The organism is Desulfovibrio sp. 6_1_46AFAA (genome assembly GCF_000224635.1).
Classification (GTDB): Bacteria; Desulfobacterota; Desulfovibrionia; order Desulfovibrionales; family Desulfovibrionaceae; genus Desulfovibrio; species Desulfovibrio fairfieldensis.
In genome coordinates, this window is the sequence record NZ_JH114304.1 from 341,157 (window position 1) to 359,459 (window position 18,303).

At 61.8% G+C, this 18,303-nt stretch carries 12 protein-coding genes; 6 read left to right on the forward strand and 6 right to left on the reverse strand.

The features are described 5' to 3' along the window. Window positions 1–284 precede the first annotated feature (284 nt). The 4 genes from HMPREF1022_RS14140 to HMPREF1022_RS16750 all read right to left on the reverse strand — a co-directional run bounded on the left by HMPREF1022_RS14140 (window position 285) and on the right by HMPREF1022_RS16750 (window position 8,500). Window positions 285–5,489, reverse strand: coding sequence for an autotransporter domain-containing protein (locus HMPREF1022_RS14140; RefSeq protein WP_009303625.1), 5,205 nt, complete (start codon window positions 5,487–5,489; stop codon window positions 285–287). A gap of 353 nt (window positions 5,490–5,842) precedes the next feature. Continuing rightward, a complete protein-coding gene (locus HMPREF1022_RS14145; RefSeq protein WP_009303626.1) occupies window positions 5,843–6,805 on the reverse strand; it encodes a tyrosine-type recombinase/integrase in 963 nt (320 codons plus the stop codon). A gap of 441 nt (window positions 6,806–7,246) precedes the next feature. After that, the gene (locus tag HMPREF1022_RS18305) at window positions 7,247–7,399 is read right to left on the reverse strand and encodes a hypothetical protein (protein ID WP_156803001.1); all 153 of its coding nucleotides are present in this window, start codon (window positions 7,397–7,399) and stop codon (window positions 7,247–7,249) included. Window positions 7,400–7,618: 219 nt separating this feature from the next. After that, a complete protein-coding gene (locus HMPREF1022_RS16750) occupies window positions 7,619–8,500 on the reverse strand; it encodes a Mor transcription activator family protein (protein WP_009303628.1) in 882 nt (293 codons plus the stop codon). 468 nt (window positions 8,501–8,968) lie between these two features. Between HMPREF1022_RS16750 and HMPREF1022_RS14155 the strand changes: the two genes are divergently transcribed. The 6 genes from HMPREF1022_RS14155 (at window position 8,969) to HMPREF1022_RS14180 (ending at window position 16,120) form a co-directional block, all read left to right on the forward strand. Further along, complete coding sequence (locus HMPREF1022_RS14155; RefSeq protein ID WP_009303629.1) at window positions 8,969–9,652, forward strand: XRE family transcriptional regulator; 684 nt, start codon at window positions 8,969–8,971, stop codon at window positions 9,650–9,652. Between the two features lie 406 nt (window positions 9,653–10,058). Further along, window positions 10,059–10,673 (forward strand): flavodoxin, encoded by a 615-nt coding sequence (locus HMPREF1022_RS14160; protein ID WP_009303630.1) that lies wholly within the window; start codon window positions 10,059–10,061, stop codon window positions 10,671–10,673. Window positions 10,674–11,195: 522 nt separating this feature from the next. Beyond that, window positions 11,196–12,632 carry a mannose-1-phosphate guanylyltransferase/mannose-6-phosphate isomerase gene (locus HMPREF1022_RS14165; RefSeq protein WP_009303631.1) on the forward strand — a complete coding sequence of 479 codons (1,437 nt, stop codon included), beginning with the start codon at window positions 11,196–11,198 and terminating at the stop codon, window positions 12,630–12,632. Window positions 12,633–13,108: 476 nt separating this feature from the next. Continuing rightward, a complete protein-coding gene (locus tag HMPREF1022_RS14170; protein WP_009303632.1) occupies window positions 13,109–13,849 on the forward strand; it encodes a carboxymuconolactone decarboxylase family protein in 741 nt (246 codons plus the stop codon). Window positions 13,850–13,899: 50 nt separating this feature from the next. Next, window positions 13,900–14,865, forward strand: coding sequence for a DUF362 domain-containing protein (locus tag HMPREF1022_RS14175; RefSeq protein WP_009303633.1), 966 nt, complete (start codon window positions 13,900–13,902; stop codon window positions 14,863–14,865). Between the two features lie 121 nt (window positions 14,866–14,986). Next, window positions 14,987–16,120 carry an MBL fold metallo-hydrolase gene (locus HMPREF1022_RS14180; RefSeq protein ID WP_232221615.1) on the forward strand — a complete coding sequence of 378 codons (1,134 nt, stop codon included), beginning with the start codon at window positions 14,987–14,989 and terminating at the stop codon, window positions 16,118–16,120. A 273-nt stretch (window positions 16,121–16,393) separates the two neighbouring features. Here the strand turns inward: HMPREF1022_RS14180 and HMPREF1022_RS14185 are convergent, their stop codons facing one another. Both HMPREF1022_RS14185 and HMPREF1022_RS17650 read right to left on the reverse strand, forming a co-directional pair. Continuing rightward, entirely contained in the window at window positions 16,394–17,650 is a 1,257-nt protein-coding gene (locus HMPREF1022_RS14185; RefSeq protein ID WP_009303635.1) for a dicarboxylate/amino acid:cation symporter, read from the reverse strand. A 386-nt stretch (window positions 17,651–18,036) separates the two neighbouring features. Beyond that, entirely contained in the window at window positions 18,037–18,210 is a 174-nt protein-coding gene (locus HMPREF1022_RS17650; RefSeq protein WP_083823328.1) for a helix-turn-helix domain-containing protein, read from the reverse strand. Between the last annotated feature and the right edge of the window lie 93 nt (window positions 18,211–18,303).

Consider the following 18,303-nt stretch of genomic DNA (forward strand, 5'->3'; position numbering starts at 1 on the left):
GACGGCAACCGGACCCGGGAAGCCCCCGCCTCCCGGATGTCCGGGCGCGGCGGCTCCTTACCCAATGGAGCCGCCGCGCTGATGTTAGAGGGTGTCGTCATGAGATGGATTTTCGTGTAATGTCAAGGAGAACGAGCCTTTTAGCGCTGCTGTCTTTATCCGTAATGCTCGTTCCTCGCATAACGGCTAAAGCATGCAGGGAGTGTACTCTTCTGGTACTCGACCGAAATAAAAGGCGATGTTCGACGCGGAGATAACCGAAAAGACACTCATGGCGGCACCCTCTAGAACTCGTAGCGGAACGTCCCGAACACGCCGTGCGCCGTGCTCTTCGCGCCGAGCTGGATGTTGTAGTTCACGCCCAGGGACGTGGTTTCGTTGCCGAATTCCAGACCGGCCTGGCCCATGTAGGAGACGTAATCCATGGTCTGGGTGTCCAGTTCCGCCTTGGTCCCGGTGCCGGTGAAGCGGATGTCGCTTCTGGCGTCGATGTCCCCGGCGGCCGGAATCACGGCCAAGTCCAGGCTGGGCTTGAAGTGCCAGCCGTTGCCCGTCTCGATCTGCTTGCTGAAAGCCACGCCGATGGGGAAGGTCCAGATGCTCTGGTTGATGGCGTCGCCCTTGAGCAGTGTGCCGCCGGACTTCACGTCGTATTCGTCGGTGTTCAGGCTCATGTAGCGCACGCCCACGTGCGGGATGATATCCAGCGCGCTGGTTTCGATTTTGTACTCGCCGCGCAGGCCCGCACTGATGGCGTAGGCCGTCACGTCGCTCTTGAGCTTGCCCATCTGCATGCTTGCGGGCAGGTCCTGTTCCAGCTTGTTGTAGGTGGAGGTGTAGTTCACGTCGGCGGTCAGGCCGAAGTTGCCCGGGGTCCATCCGGCATACGCGCCGATGCCCCAGAAGTTCATATTGTTGGTGGTTTCGTTGAGATCGCCGGAGCCCTGCGCGTAGCCGCCGCCGATGTTGAAGGTGATGCCCGCGCGGATGGCGTTGTCGAAGGTGTAATCCGCGCCCAGGGCCACGCCGCCCAGGCCGCCGCTGAAGTCCATGTCGAAGTTTCCGGCCTTCATGCCGAAGCCGTTGGAGCTCTGGTAGAGAGGCATGACCCACATGGCGAAGCCGGTCTTGGCGGCGTCGCCCGCGGAAGCGCCGGTTTGCATGGAGCCGTCCGTGCCCATGCTCTGGATGGCGTTGCCGCCGGGCTGGGCCAGGCCGGTACGCTGGGTCACGGCATTGCCCGCCGCGTTGCTGGCCGCCATGGTCATCTGCGGCACCGCGCCGACGAGCGCCATGCGCGCCGCGCTTTCAATGGTCACGGCGGCCTGCCTGGCGTCCGCGATATAGTCGGCGCGCGCGGCGCGGCTGAGGAAGCGCACGCCCTTGGCCTCGGCGTTCACGTCGTTTTTGGCGTTGTCCCAGACATCGGCCATGGCCGGATTCAGCTCGCCGTCCAGGCCGGGCAGCACATCGCTGGCCTTGTTGACCGTGTTGGTCAGGGTGACGCTGCCAGCGGGGTCCACCGCAGCCGTGGAAGTCAGCATGCGATCCGGATTGGCCACGCCGTTCTTGACCCAGCCATAGTCCGTGCCTGTGGCGCCATCGCTGCTGATGCCGCCGGTAAAGCCGTCCAGCAGGGTGACTTCGCCCTTGGTGGCGTTGACGACCTGCAAGTGGCCGTCGGGGTCAATGACGGCGGTTTTGGTAACAGAGCCAGTGGGAGTTCCGCTGGTGATGGCGGCGTCAGCACCCAGCTTGGAGGCGTCCACCACCAGCACGGAATCCGCGCCGAAGTATGTCTGATGATTGACAGTGGCACCGCCGATCTGACCGGAAGCGTCCACTCCGGCGTCCACCACGATCTTGCCCGCGCCGCTCACCGTCACCGGCGAGGTCAGGGCCAGGCCACTCTGGCCGGTAGCCAACGTCAGGTCGGGACCGACGCTCATGCCCGCCTGGGCCAGTGCCGTGCGGAGATCAGCGCCGCCCGTGCCGCCGATGTTCACCACTGAGCCGTCGCTTACCAGCAGGGCGAAATCGACCGTATCAGCGGCAAGGCCGTCGATATTGACATACGCCGGGTCCACAAAGAATGTGCCGCCCGTGGCGGTCAGCTCCTTGATGCTGGCCGTCGAGTTCAGCACCTGCATGGTCTGGCCGGTTATGTCCAGATTGCCGGCCTGGAATGAAGAGCTATCCACCGTGGCCGCGCCGCCCACGCTCAGATCGCCCACCGACGCCTGGGCATTGGTCAGAGCCAGAGAGCCTACAGAACTGGCGTCCGAGCCGGTACCCGTGGCAATCAGAACGCCGTCAGTCACGGTCACCGCGCCGCTGGCGGTCAGCGCCTGAGCCTGCACGTTGGTGGCGGTGATGTCCTGCGCTGCGAGGGTTCCGGCGGTGGCGACCACGGAAAGCGTGCCGTCAGTGGCGACAATGTTCATTCCACTCGCATCAATGGACGCGCCGCTGATGTAGCTCGTACCAGTAGTGGTTGCGCCGTTGCTGAGAGTCAGCGCTCCGGTAGCGTCCACTGTGGAGTCGGCCAGCGTGGCGGCTCCGCCCAGCGTCAAATCGCTGTTGCGGGCCTCAAGCGTGCTTTGGCTCAGAGTGGTTGTGCCGGCCACGCTGTTGGCGCTCATGCCGGAACCGGCCAGAATCGTGCCGTTTTCCGCGTTCAGATTGCCCGTCACGGTAATGAGGCCATTGGCTTCGACGCCGCCGTTGGTCACGTCCATGGTCTGGGCGTTAATGGAGGTGGTGTTCAGGGCAGCGCTCGCAACGGTGACAGCGCCGGAGCCCGTAATGCCGCCGTCAACGGCAAAGTCGCCGTTGACGGCGTTCAACTTGTCAGCGGTGGATGTCAGCGTTACGGAACCGCTCAGAGCACCGTGGGTCTGGTCGCCGTCCAGGGTGCCCAGATTCAGGGTGCTGGCATTGCTTACCACCAGATCGGCCTTGCCGCCCGCGTCCAGATCAAACTTCGTATCCGTCGCATCCCCCTTGAGGGTCAGCACTGTAGCTGTGCTGTCGCCCACGGTGATGGCTGTGCCCGCCTCGGCCACCTCCAGGCCCTTGAGGTCGGTGCGCGTGCCGTCAAGCGCCACGGTGGGATCGCTGACCGAGGCTACCACATCCGCCAAGCTTACGTTCTCAACATTGGTGCCTCCGCTTTGATCCAGAGTGGCCCCCTCGGTGCCGGTGATATTCAGATTTTCCACGACAATGCCGATCATTTTGCCGGCACTGCCTTTCAGCGCCCCGGACATGGCTGTGTAATTGGCCAGACTCATCTCCTGGGCGACGTCATTGCGCAGGGTCAGCAGGCCGCTGCCCTTTAGAGCGCCGAAATCAGCGGCCAATGCGCCGCCGTCGACGTTATAGGCAGTGGCCAGATCCGTGACCACCTGGCCGAGGTCGCCGACGTTCAGGCTGTTGTCAGCGGTTTTGACTGTGCCGTCCAGCGTCAGGGTGCCGTTCTCGATCTCGGCGGAGCCGGTGGAACCGGTCTTGGCGTCAAAGGCTCCGGTAACCGTCAGATTGGCCTGCCCGGTGGTATCCGTGGTTCCGCCCACGGTCAGCGTGCCGCCCGCGCCCACGGTCACATCGGCCACAGTCCACGCGCCGTGCTGCACGTTCATTGCGCCCGCCGCCACATCAATCTTGCCCGCGTTCACCGTCTTGTTTTCTCTGGAGGAATAATAGAGATTCAGGGCGCTGTCCTGCGTGAGGGTCAGGGTGCCCGTGCCGTCGCCCACCGTGAGCCCGGCTGTGCTCATCAGCGTGCCCTTGGTCATCGTAAAGTCTGTGGTGCCCAGCCTGAGATCGCCGCTTTGCAGCGTGGAGCCCGCGTCGCCCAGCGCAAGGTTGGCCCCGGTGTGGGTCAGGCCCTGATAGGCGCGCACTGTGCCCGCGCCGGAAATCACGATTTTCCCGTTCTGGGAGGTTGTGCCGTCGACCAGCAGGCTGGTCAGGTCCACAGCGGAATTGAAGGCCAGCATGCCCGTGCTGACATCCACCTTGCCCTCAATTTTGCCCATACCGAAGGCGTCCGTGCCGTAGAGCGACAGGCTGCCGTCCGCCTCGGTGCGAGAAGAGCCGGGAACGTTTCCGCCTACGGTGATCGTCTTATTCTGCGCCAGAACCAGGGTGCCGCCCTGTTTCACTTCAAGGCTGCCGCTTTTTGTGAGATCGACATCGGAGGTGGTGAGCGTGCCGCCCTGGCTGACCGTCAGTGCCGCGCCCGGCATGTTCTCGCCGCCGCTCAGGGTCAGTTTGTCGATGAACGTGGTTGCTCCCTGCTGCACAAAGATCGCACCGCTCTTGAGTTCGGACGCAGCAGTGATCTCAGCCTCGCCCTTAAGCCACATGACCCCGCCGTTGTTGGATTCGCCGGAGGCCAGACTGCCCGCCGTCAGCTTCGCGCCGTTTGCCAGCGTGAACTCGCTGCCGCGCGTGTCGCCCAAGGTCAGGGCATTGCTCACATCCAGCGTGCCGGCGTGCACTTCCACGTTGCCGCCGTTAATTGTCAGCGACTTCAGAGAGGTGGTATCGGTCTCTTCCTTGCTGATATAGACGTCAAGATTGCCCCCCGTGGCAATGACGTCTCCGGTAACGGTGGCTTTGGCCAGACGCGCGTTGCCGTTGGCGACGGTCAGATCGCCGTCAAGGGTGCTTGCATCAACATCGAGAGAGAAAAGCAGGGGGTTCGTGACAGTGTCGCCCAGCGTGAGGTTGCCCGTATAGGTGCTGCCCTTCTCAATCCGTATGAGAGCCATCTTTGCGCCGTCGTCACTGCCGATGCCGTCAATGGTCACGTCATTGCCGTTGGTCAGCGTGGCCTCTTCGCTCAGCTTCAAGGCTCCGGCCACCAGCTTGCCGTCAGTCGCGGTCACAGTCACGACCACCGGGCCGGAAATGGTCATACCGGCGGGCTTGCCGTCAGCCGTGTATGCGCCCAGCGTACCCTTGGTGACATCGATGGCGGCGTTGCCGCTTGTTCCGGTTTCACCTGTAATGGTGGCGGAGCCGATCAATTCACTTGCCGGAACCATCAGCTCCACGGCGGCGCCAGTGGCGTTGATTTCCAGCGTCGCGTCGTTGGTGGTGGCATCACCGGCGGCGAGCTTCAGGCCGTTGTTAACGGTCATGCCCTGGCTGTCGCCCACGCTGAGCTTGCCCGCGCTGGAAACACCGTTGATTTCCAGACCCTTCGCGGCGTCAATGGTCACTGTGCCGGTGCCCGTGATTGCGCCGTCGGCTTTGGTGACGACAACCGTATCAGAGGCTCCGCCGGAGGTGGAATCATAGCTTGTACCGGCCGTGAAATCCCCCGTCTGGTCATAGGGGACGGCCCCGGCCATGCCCGCCGCGCCCACGGTCAGCGCGCCCGTCAGGGCCAGGGTGCCGAAAATGTTCAGCAGGCGGCATTTTTTAAGTACGGCCCGATATTTATTGACAAGATTACCGATAGCGCCCTTCGTCAACATAGCATACCTCCCAGGAGCACCCGCTCCTCAAGAATTCATACGGAGCCCAATGCTCCCTTCCTTTGCCGACAGATGCACTGTCGGCTTTTGGGGGAAACAGGTGGATTTGGAGGAAGGTTATCTCGATGAAATAATAAAGACTTTTATAGAGCAAAAAATTTTGAAAAACTTTACATGAAAAATTATATTGCACATTTAGCCTGTTGACAGTATTCTGTACCAAGTGTTCATTGACAGTGCATCTGTCAATGAACACTTGGTAGACTATGCGCTAGCACCCATTTTGGCGTCCATCCAAGTCGGACAGACAAATGGAAAAAGTTTTTTTTCTGTTTTTTGTCTGTCCGCACCGTTTATTTCGTGTTCTTTCTCCCTTTGCCCGGGACCAGAAAGCAACTGACGCTCTGGGCCGCCGCCAGCAGGGAGGCCTGCCCCAGATGGGCGTAGCGCATGGTTGTTCTGGGATCGCTGTGCCCCAGCAGTTTTTGCACCTCATAGAGCGAGTGCCCGGCATTGACCAGAAAGCTGGCAAAGGTGTGCCGCAGGTCATGGATGCGCACATCGGCAAGGCCCAGGCCGCGCCGCAGCCCGTCCCAGAAAAGATAGACGTCGCTGAGCGGCTTGCCCGGCGCATGGCCGGGAAAAAGCCACGGGCAGCCCGGCCCGCGCGGCAGGGCGCGGATGACGGCCACGGCCGCGTCGGACAAGGGAAGATGGCGCGGCTTGCCGGACTTGGACAACGGCACGGTGAGCAGGCGCAGGTCCAGGCGCACATTTTCCCAGCGGGCTTTGAGAATTTCGCTCTTGCGCGCGCCGGTGAGCAGAAGCAGCCGGATGGCCGCGGCCTCGGGCCGCGCGGAGCGCTCAAGCTCCCGCATGAGCCGTTGGGCTTCGTCCGGCGCGAGATAGCGTTCCCGTTGCAGATGAATTTTGAAGGGCGGCACGTCCGCGCAGGGCGATTGCCCGGCGGGCAGGACGCCGTGCAGCATCGCCAGAGAGCAGACGCTCTTGAAGACGGCCAGAATACGGTTGCAGGTGGCCGGGCACAGCCCCTCCTCCGCCAGATCGCCCAGCCAGTCTTCCACTTCGCCGCGCCGGATGCGGTCCAGCCTCCGGGCGCCGAAGGCCGGGGAAAGGCGTTGCCGGGCAATGCGCTCGTCCACCCGCCAGCTCCGCTTGCGAAGCCGGACATGCGGCAGGTAGACGGCGGCGACAAAGGCATCGAGCCGCAGTATGGCGGCCCGCGCGCCATCGCGCCGCCGGGAGTTTCCGGACGGGCGGCTTGTGGCGGAGTGCTGCGGACGGTGCTGGGCCATGCTGTTTTCTCCTGCAAAAGAGTTATGGGAAACGGGAGTATAGACAGAGAGCCCCCGCGAGAGAGCGGGGGCTCTATATACATGGTCTTATCTAACTATTGGAAAGGTTTTCAGAACAGATGCACGCGGGGGAGAATACGCGCAAACGGCCGGCCGCAAAGTCGGATTTTTCCGCGTGGGCGCGTTATACCATGGAAATTTGCTTTGCTGTATTGAAATACAGATTAGCCTAATTCCCCCGTGCCTCGCCGTCAGAAAAAAATTTTATTTTTTGCGGATGACGTCGCGATGGGTCCGGGGGGACCTCAGGGCAGGCGCGGACCCTACCTATCCAGGTTGAAGAAATTGCGGCCCGTGCGGCCCGCGCTGTTGAGCAGGGTGGTGGTCAGGCCCAGATAATCGGTGTTGCCGCGCCCGCGCAGACCCGGCGCTGGCAAAGTTCTAGGGAAAGTCGCGCAGTGTTTGCCGTCGGGCGGAATCCCAGTACAGGCGGCATTGCAGGGCCTCGGGCGTGTTTTCACGCTCCGACGCCACGGTGCGCGTGCCCAGAAAGCCCAGGGCGCGGTTCCATATGGAGATTTGACTGATGGTCATGGGCATCTTTTGGGGTATGGTGCTTCTGCCACGGATGGCGGCGCAGGCTGCTTATGATCGTGCGAAGTGGATCGGCGCGACAGGAATTTTGTCCGTCGGCAAGGAAAACAAGCGGCCCGCCGCAGCGGACCGTCTACACGGCCGAGGCGGGCCGCGCTGTCTGACGCGGGCAGAGGGCAAAAGAACGGAGCGCCGCCTTACGTTACCTGCAGGGCCGGTTCATACGGCATATCCTCCTCTCGCAGCAGGGCCGCGAAGAGCCTGCCTGCGCTCGCGCTTTTTCCGCTGCGGCGTATGTGTGAAATTGAGGCGCAGCCAGGGCTTGCGCACGGCGTGGGGCAGAAAGCGGGGCTCCATACGAGCACCAAGGGCAAGCTGCGCGCCCGCGGCGGTCCAGACCGCGCCGGGCACGGCGGACCAGGAATCGCTGGCGGAGTCCGGGGTATCGGCCTCTTCCAGGCTGAAGGCCAGGCTCTGCACCTCTTCGGCCGAAAAGGCTTCAGTGGCGGGCACGCGCAGTGGCATGGGCTCCATGCGGCCCGGAATTTTCAGGGCGGTGAGGGCCACCGCCGCGCCCTGAGCGTCGGCGCCGGTTTCGGCCAGGGCCGCGGAATCGCCCAAGCGGTAAAGCACACGGGCCGGGGCCGAGGCTTCCTTTTTGAGGAGCTGCCAGATGCGCCGGTCGGACATGTCGTGGCGCTGGGCCAGGGCCGCCACGGCGGCCGTGCTGCTCAGGCCGTGGCCCGTATGGCGGCTGAAGCCCTCAATGATCTCCCGCTGGCGCAGCTTGCCCAGCAGGGCATTGCAGCGCGGCACATAGACCCGCGTCCCTCCGAAAGCGGCCATAAGCTTGCGCAGGCAACGCAGGCCCAGGCGGCGCAGAGGACTGTCGCGCTTCGGCTCCTGCCGGGGCACGCGCAGGTCCTGGCCGCCGTAGGCATGCAGCACGCGCCAGAGCTGGCGCACGTTGTTCGGCAGATGGAGCAGAATTCCCTCCCATTCCCGTTCCTCCTGGGAGAGGCGCAGGGCATGGCCCCAGGAATCGCGCCCCCGCGCCAGAGGCGGACGGCCCGGACGGGATGCGGCCTTACTGGCGTACATGGCAAGCCTCCGTCACGGCGGCGGGCCTCAGTCTGCAAAAGTTCCAGCACAGCGCTCAGGTTTCGGATTTCATCGCGTAGTTCGGACATGCTATGCTTCCTCATGAAAGTTTCCCGGTATGTGAAACTGTTTCCATATGGATTATAGATTTTTATGTTATATTGCAGGAAAAATGTTCATAAATAAAAGAAAAATTTTAATTTTTAAAATAATTCCATCTGATACGCGTGAAAATATCCCCGGCCGGGTCACGCCCGGCAGGTCGCCTCCGGGCAAAGGCATTGTGGTTATTTCAAGGGAAACCTTGCGTTACAGATAAAACCGGTTTATCTTCACTAAGAACAATGCCTATTCTAATATATTTTTCCGATTTTTTTCAAAGGAAAAATTGTTAATTTCCTCAGGAGGTTTTCCCTAACTCCCTTGGGTCATTAACCAGCGCTTCTTTAGCTTAAAAACGAGAGCCTTATGAAAGCAGTTCCTCTCTCTTCCGGCGGCCTGCATAGCGGTTTCGCCGAGCGTCTGCGTCAGCGCCGCGTGCAGCTCGCCCTGCGCAAGCAGGATCTGGCGGCACAGGTGGGCGTGAGCCTGACCACCATTCAGCAATATGAAAACGGGCAATTGCCCAAGGGCGAATTTGCCGTGCGCCTGTCAGAGGCGCTGCGCTGCTCCCTGGACTGGCTGCTGGCGGGCAAGGGCGACGCCGACGGCGGCGTCCTCGACACGCCCGAAGCGCGGCTGGTCATGGTGCCCATGGTGGAGGCGCGGCTTTCGGCGGGCACGGGCAGCTTTGAATCCGGCGGCGAAATCCTGCGCCATTATGCCTTCCGCTGGGATTTTCTGCACCGCAAGGGCAATCCCGCCCAGATGGTGCTGCTGCGCGTGTCCGGCGACAGCATGCAGCCGCGTATCCTGCACAACGACGTGGTGCTCATCGACCAGTCCCAGAGCGATCCCGTGCCCGGGCGGATCTATGCCGTGGGCGTGGAGGACATGGTCTATCTGAAGATCGTCAATGCCATGCCGGGCAAGCTGATCCTGACCAGCGTCAATCCGGACTATGCCCCGATCGAGGCGGATACCTGCGAACATCTGGCGGATCTGGTGCGGATTATCGGGAGGGCGGTGTGGGTGGGCCGCGAACTGGATTAAGGCTCGTTGCCGCTGCGTTCTTTTGCCCGCTGGCTGCGTCGAGCTTCACCTTTTATTCCGGTCGAGTACCAGAAGAGTACACTCCCTCCATAAAAGGCTTGCTCTCCTTGCCGGTGAGCAAAACTCCGGCAGCGGCAACGGGCCTTGGAAGATGCTGCCAGAGCAATTTTACTTTGAAATTGCCCTGGTTCCGTTCGTGCCGGAGAAAACAAAGAGAAGGTATGTTCTGTCCTTACAGCTCTCAATTCTTTCGGCACGGTTCGAGCCGGTAGTCTCCCTATGCGGCGGCATGAGAGAATCGGGCAAGGATTGGAGAGGATCGGATATCCATTTCGTTGGCGGACAGTTGTAATGTCGGTGCTGTAAATGCATTCCGGGATGCTCCGGCATCCCAAAGGAGACAGGTATGAGCAAGCACCACGAATGTTCCGTCAATACGGCGCGGCGGCGTTTCTGCAAGCTGGCCGCCGCCGGGCTGGGCCTGCTGGCCGCGCCCGCTGTCCTCGGCTCCGGCGAGGCCGGGGCCGCGGCCCCACAGGGCGGCAGGCATCTGATTGCCTACTTTTCGCGTACCGGCAACACCCGGACCATCGCCGGGCAGATTCAGGCTGCGGCGGGCGGGGAGCTGCTGGAGCTGCGCACGGTTACGCCCTATCCCGAGGACTACCGCGCCACCACGGAACAGGCCAAAAAGGAACTGGCCTCGGGCTACAGGCCGCCGCTGCAGACCACCCCGCCGGACCCGGCGGCCTATGACGTGATTTTCGTGGGATCGCCCAACTGGTGGGGCACCATTGCGCCGCCGGTGATGACCTTTCTGACAAGCGCGGATTTCTCCGGCAAGACCATCGCGCCCTTTGTCACCCACGGAGGCAGCCGCCTGGGCCGCGCCGTGGAGGACATCAAAAAGCTCTGCCCCAAAGCCACTGTACTGCCGGGCCTGGCTGTCTACGGCGAGAGCGTGGCGGATGCTCAGGAAATTACAGATGCCTGGCTGCGGCGCAACGGTCTGGCGCGCTGAGCGGGCGATGCGCGGCTTTCTCCCACGGGGCACTGGAATAAACTTTTTGTGTTCAGAGCACGAGAGAGTCATACTTTTGCGTTAGCCTTTCTATAACGTTGCGGTTATTTTGCAAAATCCGCCTTTTCCGCGCGGGCGGCGTTATCGGCGCGTTTTTGATGCTCACGTACTTGAGTACGCTCCGCTCAAAAACGCGCCGCTGCCTTGCCCGCACAAAAAAAATCGCCAATTTTGCAAAATTCCCGCAAAACCAGCTCCCACTCACTTGCCGACTGTGTCGGCTGCGTTTGCGGGTATAAGGACGGTGCCCTTATGAAATCAAATGACTATCCGGCGATGAAGGCTTTCATTCGATAGCTCTGTTTTCCACCTCGGGACGCATTGTCGAAATACGCTGATCAGGATAGAATGCACCTTTCTGATCAAGGTAAAATCTTTCCCGCATTCCGGCCGGGCCGCGCGGACTCTTTCCGCTCCGGTTCCGGCCGGGAAGCGCATTTTCGTCCTGTTGGGGGAGGCATAATGAAACTCTGTCCCGTGATTTTATGCGGGGGCACCGGCACCCGGCTCTGGCCGCTTTCTCGCCGTCTGTATCCCAAGCAGTTCATGGATCTGGGCGGCCATACGCTGTTCGGCGACACTCTGAAGCGGCTCGGCGGCCTGCCGGAACTGACGCCGCCTTTGGTGATCTGCAACAAGGAACAGCGCTTTCTGGCCGCCGCCCAGATGCAGGAGCAGGGTCTGGACCCCACGGGCCGCGTGCTGCTGGAGCCCGAGGGCCGCAACACGGCCCCGGCTATTGCCGTGGCGGCCCTGTCCGCGTTGGCTTCCCTGAATGCGGCGGGCGGAGCGGCCCCTGACGGGGAAGACGTGCTTCTGCTGGTGCTGCCCTCGGACCACGTCATCGGCGACGCCGGGGTGTTTGCCCGCGCCGTGGCCCGGGCCGCCGCCTGCGCGGCGGAAGGGCGGCTGGTGACCTTCGGCATTGAGCCCGGCGGCCCGGAAACCGGTTACGGCTACATCCAGCGCGGGGACGCGCTGGCGACGGGCTTCGCGGTGCGGCGTTTTGTGGAAAAACCCCGTCGCGACGCGGCCGAGGCCATGCTGGCTGACGGCGGTTATTACTGGAACAGCGGCATGTTTCTGTTCCGGGCCTCGGCCTTTCTGGGCGAACTGGGGCGTTACGCTCCGGCCATGCTGGAAGGCGCTTCCGCCGCCTGGCGCGAGCGGAGCGAGGAGCGGGATTTCGTTTGGCTGGGCAAGGATTTTGCCGCCTGCCCGGCGGATTCCATCGACTACGCGGTAATGGAGAAAACGCCGCTGGCGGCCGTGGTGCCGCTGGACGCGGGCTGGAGCGATCTCGGCTCATGGAATTCCGTGTACGAGGCGGCAGCCAAGGATGCCGACGCCAACGTGCGGGTGGGCGACGTGCTGGCTGAAGACGTGTCGGGCAGCTATCTGTATTCCAGCGGTCGTCTGGTGGCGGCCTTGGGCGTCAGGGATCTGGTGGTGGTGGAAACCGGCGACGCCGTGCTGGTGACGCGCAAGGAATGCTCGCAGGATGTCAAAAGCCTGGTGGCCCGGCTTACCCAACACAGCCGCCCGGAAAAGGACACCCATCTGCGTGTGTTCCGCCCCTGGGGCTGGTATGAAACCCTGGCCCTGGGCGAGCGCTTTCAGGTCAAGCGGATCATGGTCAAGAGCGGCGCGTCACTGTCTCTGCAACTGCACCACCACCGGGCCGAGCACTGGGTGGTGGTCAGCGGCGTGGGACAGATCACCGTGGGGGATAAGCTTGTGGAACTGCATGCGGACCAGTCCACGTACATCCCCATCGGGACCATGCACCGTCTGGCCAATGCCGGGCCGCAGCCTCTGGAGATCATTGAGATTCAGAGCGGTTCCTATCTGGGTGAAGACGATATTGTCCGCTTTGAGGACAATTACGGCCGCTGTTAGAGCAATTTCACTTTGAAATTGCTCTAACGCTGAACACTGTGAGGCGCGCCGCGAAGACCGACCCGACGGGCGGCCCGTGGGGCCGTGCCTGTAGCCCAAAGGGCGTACAGGCATCGAGAGCAACGCGGCGTGGATTCCGGAAAAGCGACCGAAGGCAGCCCCAAGGGCTGTCATCGTTGGCGACGACGGAGCCATACGGGGATCGACAGCAGCGATAACCGCGTTTTTGCCGGAATGCCCCCTTTGAAACGCTACACGTTTCAAAGGCAATCTGCTCCAAGGGCTGCCAAGTTGTTATTTTCCGCCGGCCGGTTCAGTCCGGCCGGGCGATTCCCCCTCTCCGCATTTTCCCTTTCTCCCCCTTCAGCCTTCGAGGCAGGATCAGGCAATTTTTTGCGAAAATTGTGTCTTTAAGCCTGCCCGTCCGGCGGATATGCTGATTCCAACGGATGTAACTCCGGCAACGGGAGGAAATTATGAAAAAACTGTTTGTGTTCCGCGCCGTCTGTTGCGCGCTGGCGCTGACCATCACGCTTACGGAGGCGCGTTCCATGGACGAAACCCAGACTCTGAACGCCCGGCAACGGGGCATTGTGACCATCGCGGCCTTTACCGCCAACGGCGATTTGGAAAAGCTGAAGCCCGCCCTGCACGACGGTCTGGAAGCCGGTCTGACCGTCAACGAGATCAAGGAAGTCCTTGTGCAATTGTATGCCTACACGGGCTTTCCGCGCAGTCTCAACGGCATCGGCGTTTTCATGGCCGTTATGGACGAGCGCAAGGCACGGGGCATCCGGGACGAGGAAGGCCGGGAACCGAGCCCGCTGCCCGCGAACCTGGACCGGGACGCCTACGGGGCCAGGGTCAGGGCCGAGCTGGCCGGGTGGAAAAGCATTCCCGCGCCTTCCGGCTATCAGCTCTTTACGCCCGCCATTGACGCCTTTCTCAAGCAACATCTGTTCGCGGACATTTTTGCCCGCGACAATCTGGACTATCAGAGCCGGGAACTGGCGACCATCGCGGCCCTGGCCGCCATGCCGGGCCTTGGCGCGCAGCTGCGCTTCCATCTCGGCGCGGCCATGAATACCGGACTCAGCCCGGCGCAGCTGCGGGACTTCATCGCCGTGCTTGACGCCGGAGTCGGCAAGAAAGAGGCCGTCGAGGCGGGCAAGGTGCTGGACGCGGTACTGACCGCGCGCTCCGGCCAGGCCCGGTAGCGACCAAATCTGAGAGCAAACTGAGGGCAAACGACCTCTCAGGAGAACATATGAACGAATTTTCACGACGCGATTTTCTGAAAAACGGGACGCTGACCGCGGGAGCGTTGGCCATGGGCCTTTCCCTGAAGGGCGGCCCGGCTCTGGCCGCGCCTCCGGCCAAGGCCAAGGTTTTTTTCACCAGGGATCTGAGCGCCGAGGGCCTGCTGAACATCTACGCCAAGGTCAATGAAGGCATGACCGGCAAGGTCGCCCTCAAACTGCACACCGGCGAACCCAACGGGCCGAACATTCTGCCCCGCCCCTGGGTGCAACGGCTCCAGGCTTCCATTCCCGACAGCGCCATTGTGGAGTGCAACGTGCTTTACGAAAGCCCGCGCCAGACTACGGAAGGGCACCGGGAAACCCTGAAGACCAACGGCTGGACCTTCTGCGCCGTGGACATTATGGACGCCGAGGGCGACGTCAGCCTGCCCGTGCCCGGCGGCAGACGGCTCAAGGAAGTGGCCGTGGGCAAGCATCTGCTTAACTATGATTCCCTGCTGGCGCTTACCCACTTCAAAGGGCACGTCATGGGCGGCTTCGGCGGCTCGCTGAAAAACATCGCCATCGGCTGCGCCTCCGGCAAGGTGGGCAAGGCCCAACTGCACCGCGAGGGCAACCAACTCTGGTCCGGCGGCCCCAATTTCATGGAACGCATGGTGGAGGGCGGCAAGGCCGTCACAAGCCATTTCGGCCCGCACATCGCCTACATCAACGTGCTGCGCAACATGTCCGTGAGCTGCGACTGCGAAGGCGTCAACGCCGCGCCGGTCACGCTGCCCGACCTGGGCATCCTGGCCTCCACGGACATCCTGGCCGTGGACAAGGCTTCCGTGGACATGATCTACGCCCTGCCAAAAGACGTGCGGCGCGATATGGTGGAGCGCATCGAATCCCGCAGCGGCCTGCGTCAGCTTTCCTATATGAAGGAAATGGGCATGGGCAGCGATCAGTATGAGCTGATCACAATCTGAGTGGTAGAAATTGTTTTCGGCGGGTCGGCTCCCCCGAGCGGTTTAGAGCAGTTTAACTTTAAAAGTCGGTTTGCTCTGGGACCGGGAGCCGCTCCACGGCGGCATACAGGAAAGAACAGTCATGAAAAGGCGGTGGCGGCGCATGCTGGCGGGACTGGTGTTCGGCATTCTGCTTCTGGTTCTCGGCGGCTACGCCTATATGCAGTCGCCGCCGTTCGGGGCCCGGTCCCAGGGCGAACGCCTGGAGCGTATGCAGCGTTCGCCCCAGTATCGGGACGGCATTTTTCACAATCTGGAGCCCGTGCCCCGGGACGGGGCCCAGGGCGGCATGGCCCTGGCCCTGATCAAATATGCCTTGCGCCGCAAGGTGAACCCCGCGCCGCCCGCGCCCCTGCCCACATGCAAGACCGACCTGCGCGCCCTGGACCGCAACACGGATGTGGTTGTCTGGCTGGGGCATTCCTCGTATTTCGTGCAACTGGGCGGCCACCGTCTGCTTATCGACCCGGTGTTCAGCGAGAACGCCGCGCCCCTGCCGCGCGGCAACCCGGCCTTTGCGGGCAGTAACATCTATTCGGCGGCGGATATGCCGGACATCGACGCGCTGCTCATTTCCCACGACCATTGGGATCATCTGGACTATCCCACGGCAACGGCACTGCGGGGCAAGGTGCGTCGCGTGGTCTGCGGGCTGGGCGTGGGCGCGTCTTTCGTGCGCTGGGGCTATGCGGAGGCGGCCGTCACGGAACTGGACTGGAGTGAATCCGTCGCGCTGGGCGGCGGCCTGAACGTGCATGCCCAGACCGCGCGCCACTATTCCAGCCGTGGCTTTGCCCGCGACAGCACGCTCTGGCTGGGTTTTGCCCTGACCACGCCCCAACGGCGGCTCTTTTTCAGCGGCGACAGCGGTTACGGCAGGCATTTCGAGGCCATCGGCAAGGCCTTCGGCGGTTTTGACCTGGTCATGCTGGACAGCGGCCAGTACGACGCCGACTGGCCGTATATTCACATGACGCCCGAGGAGGCGGCCCGTGCGGCCCGTGATCTGCAAGCCGAGGCCCTGCTGCCCGCCCATGTGGGCAAGTTTTCCATTGCCTTTCATTCCTGGGATGATCCGTTCCGGCGTTCCGTGGCGGCGGCCGAAGGGCAGCCGTACAGTCTGCTCACGCCCAAAATCGGCGAAGTCGTCACACTGCCCGCGCCGGGTGCGCCGTGGTCGGTTTTTCCCCGCTGGTGGGAAGAACTGCCGGGGTGAAAAAAGAGCGGCATCCATCGTGCGGATGCCGCCCTTTTGCGGATTTTTGCATTGCGCGCGGGCGGCTAGAGCAGATTAGCTTTGAAATTTTACAAATTTCAAAGTCGGCATTCTGGCGAAAAACATGGTTTTCGCCAGAATCCACGCCGCGTTGCTCTCGATGCCTGTACGCTCTTTGGGCTACAGGCACGGCCCTACGGGCCGCCCGTCGGGTCGGTCTTCGCGGCGCGCCTCACCGTGTTCGGCGTTAGAGCATTTCAAAGTTGAAATGCTCTATGCCTGCCCTTGCGCCTGCTCCCGCGCTTGCGGCACCGGTTCCGGATTGTCGTTGAAGTCGCCTTCCAGGCGCGAGACCACCAGCGCGCCGAGGCTGTCGCCCAGCACGTTCATGGGCGTGCGGGCCATGTCGAGAACGCGGTCGATGCCCGCGATCAGGGCCACGCCTTCCAGGGGCATGCCCATCTGCACGAAAACGATGCTCATCATGATCAGGCCCGCGCCGGGAACGCCCATGGTGCCCACGGCGGCGAGAATGGACATCAGAATGACGGTCAGTTGCGCGTCCAGCGGCAGCGAGATGCCGTAGAATTCCGCCACAAAAATCGTGTTGATGCCCATGTACAGGGCGGTGCCGTTCATGTTGATGGTGTTGCCCAGCGGGATGCCGAAGCTGACCACGGTGCGCGATGCGCCCAGCGCCTCGGTGCAGCGCATGTTCGAAGGCAGGGCGGCCGCGCTGGAGCAGGTGGTGAAGCCGATCATGAAGGGCTCCAGCATGCCCTTGACGAAGCGCATCACCGGAATCTTGACCACGAACTTGACCAGCGGCAGGAACATGAAACAGTACAGAATGGCGCAACCGGCGTACATCAGCAGAATGACCTTGCCCAGGGGCAGCAGCACGGCAAGGCCGTGCTTGGTCACGGTGTAGGCCATGAGGCCGAAGACGCCGATGGGCGCATAGTGCATCACAAAGCCCGTTACCTTGATCATGACTTCGCCGCAGGAGTCGAAAAAACGGTGCAGATGCCGTCCGCTCTCACCCAGGGAACTGATGCCGAAGCCGAAAATAATGGCGAAGATGATGATCTGGAGCATATTGCCCCTGGACATGGCTTCCACCGGGTTGATCGGGATCAGGTTCATCAGCGTGTCGTTGAGGGCCGGCGGGGTCACCGGCTTGACGTGCAGATTGTCGGTGGAGAGGTTCACGCCCGCGCCCGGCTGCACGATGTTGGCCAGCAGCAGGCCCACGGCCACGGACACCGCCGTGGTGATCAGGTAGTAAAGCAGGGTCTTGGTGGCCACGCGCCCCAGTTTGGTGGTGTCGCTGATGCCCGCCGCGCCCGCCACCAGGGTGGCGAAGACCAGCGGAACCACCACCATGCGGATCAGGCGGATGAAAATGTCGCCGAGAAATTTGAAGACGGCGCTGCCCAGCGCCCAGTCCTGCGCGACCACGCCCACAAGAACGCCCGCAACCATGCCGATGCCCATCTGCATGGGCAAGCCCATTTTGATCTTTGCCATACCATTCCCCATCAGTAATATTTCCAGGCAACAGCCGCGCCCATGACGTTCTTGTCCGCCGGTGATGGCGACAGGCGCGGTCGGGCTGGATTGCGGAATTCCCGGAGGCCGGGCGGCCGTATTCAGACCGGTTCAGGGAGATAATGGTATTTCGCGACCGGGTCAATCAACGGGGCGGGATTTGCGGCTGTTCACAGCAGCGGCATAAAAATTATTGCCTTTCAGTAAAAAGATCTTTGACTTTGCAGCCAAGGGAAGTGCTGATTAATGAAGATTTTTGTTCTCTGCCAAGGAAGGCGAACTGCGGGCGGAGGGAGTATATCCAAACATATTCGACCTTCGCACGGGGCGAGCCTGACGCGGGCAGAGGGCAAAAAGACCATTAATCAGTGCTTCCCAAGATGTTTGGCGATTGTTTGCAGCGTATATAACCGGCATTCCACTATGTGCTCATTCCGTGTGCGCAGGATCGTTTTGTCTGACAAACCTGACAGCGCGACCAGAGCACGTATCGTTATCTTTCTGTCATCCATAATCTTTTTGACGTTGCTCGTTATCATGCGACACCTTTTATTTTGTCTCCCCAATAAAGCTTTTTCAAAGAGTCTCTCTGCCACGTGGGAAAATTTTTATATCATTCATATATGGAAAAA